Raw genomic sequence first — 3,867 nt, forward strand, 5'->3', positions numbered from 1 at the left:
CGCGCCGCCACCGCCGCGACGCGCGGGCCCGCGACCGCCGCGGCGTCGCCCGTTCGGGTACGACCGGAGCGGCCGCCTCGGCCAGCGCCGGACCGCTCACTGGAACGCCTCGTTGAACCGGCCGTCCACCCGTCCGGCGATGTCGACCGGTCCGGGTACGAGCTTCAGCTCCACGAAGCTGTCCGCGATGGCCTGCAACTCCGCGCCGATCTCCGGGGTGACCGGGGCGAGCGGCTTGGCGCTGCGGGCCAGCGCCCGGGTGGTCACGTCGAGCGGGATCTTCAGCTCCGGGGCGAGGACGGCGGCCCGCTCGCCCGGGTGGGCGATACCCCAGTCGGTGGTCTGCCGGTACGTGTCCAGGAACGCGCGTACGTCGTCGGTGCGGTTCTTCACCGCGTCCGGTGCGGCCAGCACGTACTCGCGGTTGCCGGCCAGGCCGGTGGCGTCGGCGAGCACCCGTACGCCCGGCTGCTCGGCCAGCGCGAAGTACGGATCCCAGATGATCCACGCGTCGACCTGCCCGTTGTCGAACGCGGGCCGCCCCTCGGCGGGCTTGAGGTACTTCACGTTGATGTCGGCGAGCGTCATCCTGTTCGCCTCCAGCAGCTTGACCAGCAGCCAGTGCACGTTGGAGCCCTTGTTCAGCGCGACCGTCTTCCCGCGCAGGTCGGCGAATCCACGATACGGGCTGTCCGCCTTGACCAGCACCGCCTCGCCCTGCGGGATCGGCGCCGACGTGCCGATCACGGAGAAGGGGATCTTTCCGGCGGCGGCGAACACCGGTGGCGCCTCGCCGACCTGGCCGATGTCGATCGAGCCGGCCTTCAGTGCCTCGGTCAGCGCCGGGCCGCTCTCGAACAGCGACCAGGTGACGTTCTTCGCGTCGCCGCGCGCCTTGACCAGGCTGAGCCCGCCGAAGCGCTGGTAGCCGATCCGCAGCGGGCCGTCGCCGCCGCTGGCGTCGGCCGCCTCGCCGCCGCAGGCCGTCAGCGCCGTCGCGGCGAGCAGCGCGAGGGTGGTGAGCAGCGCGGCCAGCGGCCGGCGGCGGGTTCTGGGGGTACGCATGGCGACTCCTCGGGGAGGGATGGGCCCGGCCGTCGGCGGGCGACAGCAACCTACCAACCCGATAGGTTTTATGGGTAGGGTGTCGGCGTGGTCGTCCCACCACTCAGGAGGCGACCCGTCCCATCCCGCACCGGAGGTACACCATGTCGCTCACCTTCCACTGGTTCCTGCCGACCTACGGCGACAGCCGGGACATCGTGGGCGGCGGACACGGCGTACCGGTCGGCACGGCCGGTGGCGCGCGGCCCGCGAGCGTGGCGTACCTGGGGCAGATCGCCCGCACCGCCGAGCAGCTCGGCTTCGCCGGTGCGCTCACCCCCACCGGCGCCTGGTGCGAGGACGCCTGGCTGACCACCGCCATGCTCAGCGAGGTCACCGAGCGGCTGAAGTTCCTCGTCGCGTTCCGGCCCGGCCTGCTCTCACCCACCCTCGCCGCGCAGATGGCCTCCACGTTCCAGCGCCTGTCCGGCGGGCGGCTGCTGCTCAACGTGGTCACCGGCGGCGAGTCGGCCGAGCAGCGCGCGTACGGCGACTTCCTGGACAAGGACGCCCGCTACGCGCGTACCGACGAGTTCCTGCACGTGGTGCGGGCGCTGTGGCGCGGCGAGACGGTCGACCACGACGGCGCCCACGTGCGGGTCGAGGGCGCCCGGCTCAGCCGGGTGCCCGACCCGGTGCCGCCGGTCTACTTCGGCGGGTCGTCCGGCGCGGCCGGGCCGGTGGCGGTACGGCACAGCGACGTGTACCTCACCTGGGGCGAGCCGCCGGCCCAGGTGGCCGGCAAGCTGGACTGGATCCGCGGGCTCGCCGCCGAGGCCGGTCGCGAACTGCGCTACGGCATCCGGCTGCACGTGATCAGCCGGGACACCGCCGAGGAGGCGTGGGCCCAGGCGCGCAAGCTGCTCGACGGCATCCCCGAGGCCGACGTGCGCGCGGTGCAGGACGGGCTGCGGCGCAGCGAGTCCGAGGGGCAGCGGCGGATGCTCGACCTGCACGGCGGCTCCCGCGACGGGCTGGAGGTCTCGCCGAACCTGTGGGCCGGATTCGGGCTGGTACGCGGCGGCGCGGGCACCGCACTCGTCGGCAGCCACACCGAGGTCGCCGACCGGATCGCCGAGTACCACGCGCTCGGCCTGGACGAGTTCATCCTCTCCGGCCACCCGCACCTCGAGGAGGCGTACTGGTTCGGCGAGGGCGTGCTGCCGATCCTGCGGCGGCGCGGGCTGTGGCGGCACCCGGCCGGTGAGCCGGAGACCGAGGCGCCGGCCGCCGTGCCGTTCTCACCCCAGCCCGTCCCGGCCCGCGGCTGACCGCGCCGCGAGTGGCCGCCGGTCCGTCCGGCGGCCACCGGCTCCGGTCAGAGCGGGCGTTGACCGGCGAGGAAGTCTGCCAGCACCCGGGTGTGCGTGGAGAAGGCCAGCTCGACCGGATCGGTGAGCACCAGCCACTCGGTGGCCTCCTCGGTCGGTGCCGACGGCGGCAGGTCACCGACCGGCCGCTCGGGCAGCACCCCGAAGACCATCATGGTGCCGCCCGCCGGGGCGCCGTGCACCGCGAACAGCCGCGCCTCGCCGGCCTCCGCCAGCAGGCCGGTCTCCTCCCGCAGCTCGCGGACGAGCGCCTCGGACCACTCCTCGCCGTACTCGATGAAGCCGCCCGGCAGCGCGAGCCGCCCCCGGGCCGGTTCGATGTCGCGGCGTACCACCACCACGCCGAGCCCTTCCGGCGTGCGGACCGGCAGCACCGCCACCGCCACCGGCAGCGGATTGCGCCACACCGTCTCGCCGCAGGAGGAACAGACACGCGGCCACCCGGCGCCCGCCGGGTAGGCCGCGCCGCAGAACGAGCAGTGCGAGTACGCGGTCACGCCGCAGCACGTTACCCGCACCTGTCGCCCGAGGTCAGGCGTCACCCCCTCGGGCCGGCGAGCGCGGCGCGCGCCTCCATCAGGGCGAACCCCAGGAGGTTGTCGCCCCGCCAGGTCGCCGGGTCGGCGGCGCGCGGATCGTCGGCGGTCAGGCCGATGCCCCAGATCCGGTCGGTCGGGCTGGCCTCGACGAGCACCCGGTCGCCGGTGCCGAGCAGGAACCGCCGCAGCGGCTCGTGCTGGGCGAACTTGGCGACACTGCCGGCCACCACGATCTCGTACCGGCGGGCCGTCCAGGTCGCCTCGTCGAAGTCACGGACCTGCCGGCCGAGCGCCTTGGCCCGGTGCGGATGCCCGGCCACCAGCACCCGCTCGGCGACCGCGTCGTCACCGAAGAGGGTGGCCTTGTGCCACATCATCCAGTGCTCGGCGGTGGCGAACTCCCGGCCGTCCACAGTGAACGCCGCCGGCCACCACTGGCTGAGGCAGCTCGCGCCGATGCTGCCGTCAGGCCGTGGCCGGTGCCCCCAGAAGTGCAGGTACTTGACCGTCCGACCGGCGTCGAGCGCGGCGGTCAGGTCGGCGACGGTACGGATCGACATGCCCGCAGTCTGCCCCACCCCACCGACATCCCACCCCCGCGTTTCGCCCCCGGCAAGGCACCGCGCGCCTCCCGCGCACCGACGTTGAACGTCTCGCCGCCCGTCGCGCGTCACCCGTCGACGCAGTCGCCCGGAGCCTGCCTCCTGCCCGCCTCACGAGGCGCGACGTCCCACTTTGAGGGAAGCGCGTTCCGCATCCCGGGATCCAGAGAGATCTTGGTAGGAAGAGGCCCCTATGGGGACTGTCATGTCCCGGGACATGTGTCAACGGGAAGTCCCGATAGATGTGTCAGGGGTTGTGGATCGTGGGGGTGGGGGTGAGGGGGATGTAGT

Annotated in this window: 4 protein-coding genes; 1 reads left to right on the forward strand and 3 read right to left on the reverse strand. The window is 73.6% G+C overall.

Going from position 1 to position 3,867, the window contains the following annotated elements; translation table 11 throughout:
- Positions 1–96: 96 nt before the first annotated feature.
- Positions 97–1,065, reverse strand: coding sequence for a sulfonate ABC transporter substrate-binding protein (locus AC2CHG_RS30430; RefSeq protein ID WP_262011829.1), 969 nt, complete (start codon positions 1,063–1,065; stop codon positions 97–99).
- Positions 1,066–1,208: 143 nt separating this feature from the next.
- Here AC2CHG_RS30430 and AC2CHG_RS30435 point away from each other — a divergent pair, with 143 nt between their 5' ends.
- A complete protein-coding gene (locus tag AC2CHG_RS30435; RefSeq protein WP_262011828.1) occupies positions 1,209–2,375 on the forward strand; it encodes an LLM class flavin-dependent oxidoreductase in 1,167 nt (388 codons plus the stop codon).
- A 47-nt stretch (positions 2,376–2,422) separates the two neighbouring features.
- Here the strand turns inward: AC2CHG_RS30435 and AC2CHG_RS30440 are convergent, their stop codons facing one another.
- Together AC2CHG_RS30440 and ybiA are read right to left on the reverse strand one after the other, a co-directional pair.
- A complete protein-coding gene (locus AC2CHG_RS30440) occupies positions 2,423–2,932 on the reverse strand; it encodes an NUDIX domain-containing protein (protein ID WP_262011827.1) in 510 nt (169 codons plus the stop codon).
- A 41-nt stretch (positions 2,933–2,973) separates the two neighbouring features.
- Positions 2,974–3,534 (reverse strand): riboflavin biosynthesis intermediates N-glycosidase, encoded by a 561-nt coding sequence (gene ybiA / locus AC2CHG_RS30445; protein ID WP_262011826.1) that lies wholly within the window; start codon positions 3,532–3,534, stop codon positions 2,974–2,976.
- Between the last annotated feature and the right edge of the window lie 333 nt (positions 3,535–3,867).

The sequence above is a fragment of the Micromonospora sp. ATLC20 genome (assembly GCF_057196585.1).